Raw genomic sequence first — 1,107 nt, forward strand, 5'->3', positions numbered from 1 at the left:
GCAACATGCGCCGCGCGTCAATCAACAAACGCTTGTCAGCGTCAATCAACATCGGCATCATCAACCTCGCCGCGACATTCTCATCTTGTTTGTCGCGCGTCTCTCATCCAGATTGTCGCGCCACACCCGCTCGCGTCCGATTGCCGATGCGCTTCATCACTGGATGACGCAGCAGCGGGCGCGTGTCAGTGAAGGCTCGGCAATAGCAAAGGCGCTGGACTACAGTCTGCGCCGATGGGCAGCGCTCACGCACTACCTGGACGATCCCCAAGCGCCGATCGATAACAACTGGTGTGAAAATTAGATCCGACCGATTGCCGTCGGCCGCAACAACTGGCTGTTTGCAGGCTCATTGCGAGCGGGCAAACGCGCGGCCGCGGTGATGAGCCTGGTGCAGTCAGCCAAGCTCAATGGCCACGATCCTTATGCCTATCTCAAGGATGTGCTCGCGCGCTTGCCGGCACATCCCGCAGCGCGTATCGATGAATTGTTGCCACATCGATGGCAGGCACCGGCGCCGGCTAACTGACCATCGCGGTCTCTTGGTCAAGACGGGATCGCCGCGCGCTTACGAAGAGATAGATAACTTCGTCAAGCAGGGCAACGAGGCCTCAGCCGTTAAGGCAATCATGCGGGACCTGTCGGACGTGCATCAAAGGATTTCCGACGATGCCGACAAGCACATGGGTAGTGTGCTCTCATGGTGGCATCAATGGGGCTCGATTATCGACCGGGTAAAAAACGCCATTCGAAGCATCGGCGTTCCGGACAGTATAGACAAGCAGGTAGGAGATCAATACGAGCGTTTCGCAGCGGCTCAGCGCAACCTTAAGCAGCAGCAATCTATGGGTGCGTTCGGGAACGTCACGAGCGCTCAACAAGCCCTCGACGTAGAAAAGAAGAAGCTCGATGTTCTCCGACAGCAGCAGACCGTCGTAAATACTCAGCAGCGCGCACAAGAGGCCGCAGCGAAGGCGGGGGTGAATCGCCCCGGGAATCGTGGAGGCTGGTTGGTTTAAGTTGATGCCGGCATCGCAACTCCGTTGCTGAGTTGCCGGTAATAGTTTGCCTCAGCTTCAGCGGGTGGGATATAGCCGAGCGGTTCCA

At 57.8% G+C, this 1,107-nt stretch carries 1 protein-coding gene and 1 pseudogene; both read left to right on the forward strand.

Annotated features, from left to right (window positions below; genetic code table 11):
* Window positions 1-136: 136 nt before the first annotated feature.
* Window positions 137-529, forward strand: a pseudogene (locus GWC77_RS27935) (transposase); the annotation flags it as partial.
* A 13-nt stretch (window positions 530-542) separates the two neighbouring features.
* On the forward strand, window positions 543-1,019 hold the full coding sequence (locus GWC77_RS27940) for a hypothetical protein (protein ID WP_173262776.1): 477 nt from the start codon (window positions 543-545) through the stop codon (window positions 1,017-1,019).
* Window positions 1,020-1,107: the final 88 nt, after the last annotated feature.

Source organism: Paraburkholderia sp. NMBU_R16, assembly GCF_013282575.1.
Classification (GTDB): Bacteria; Pseudomonadota; Gammaproteobacteria; order Burkholderiales; family Burkholderiaceae; genus Trinickia.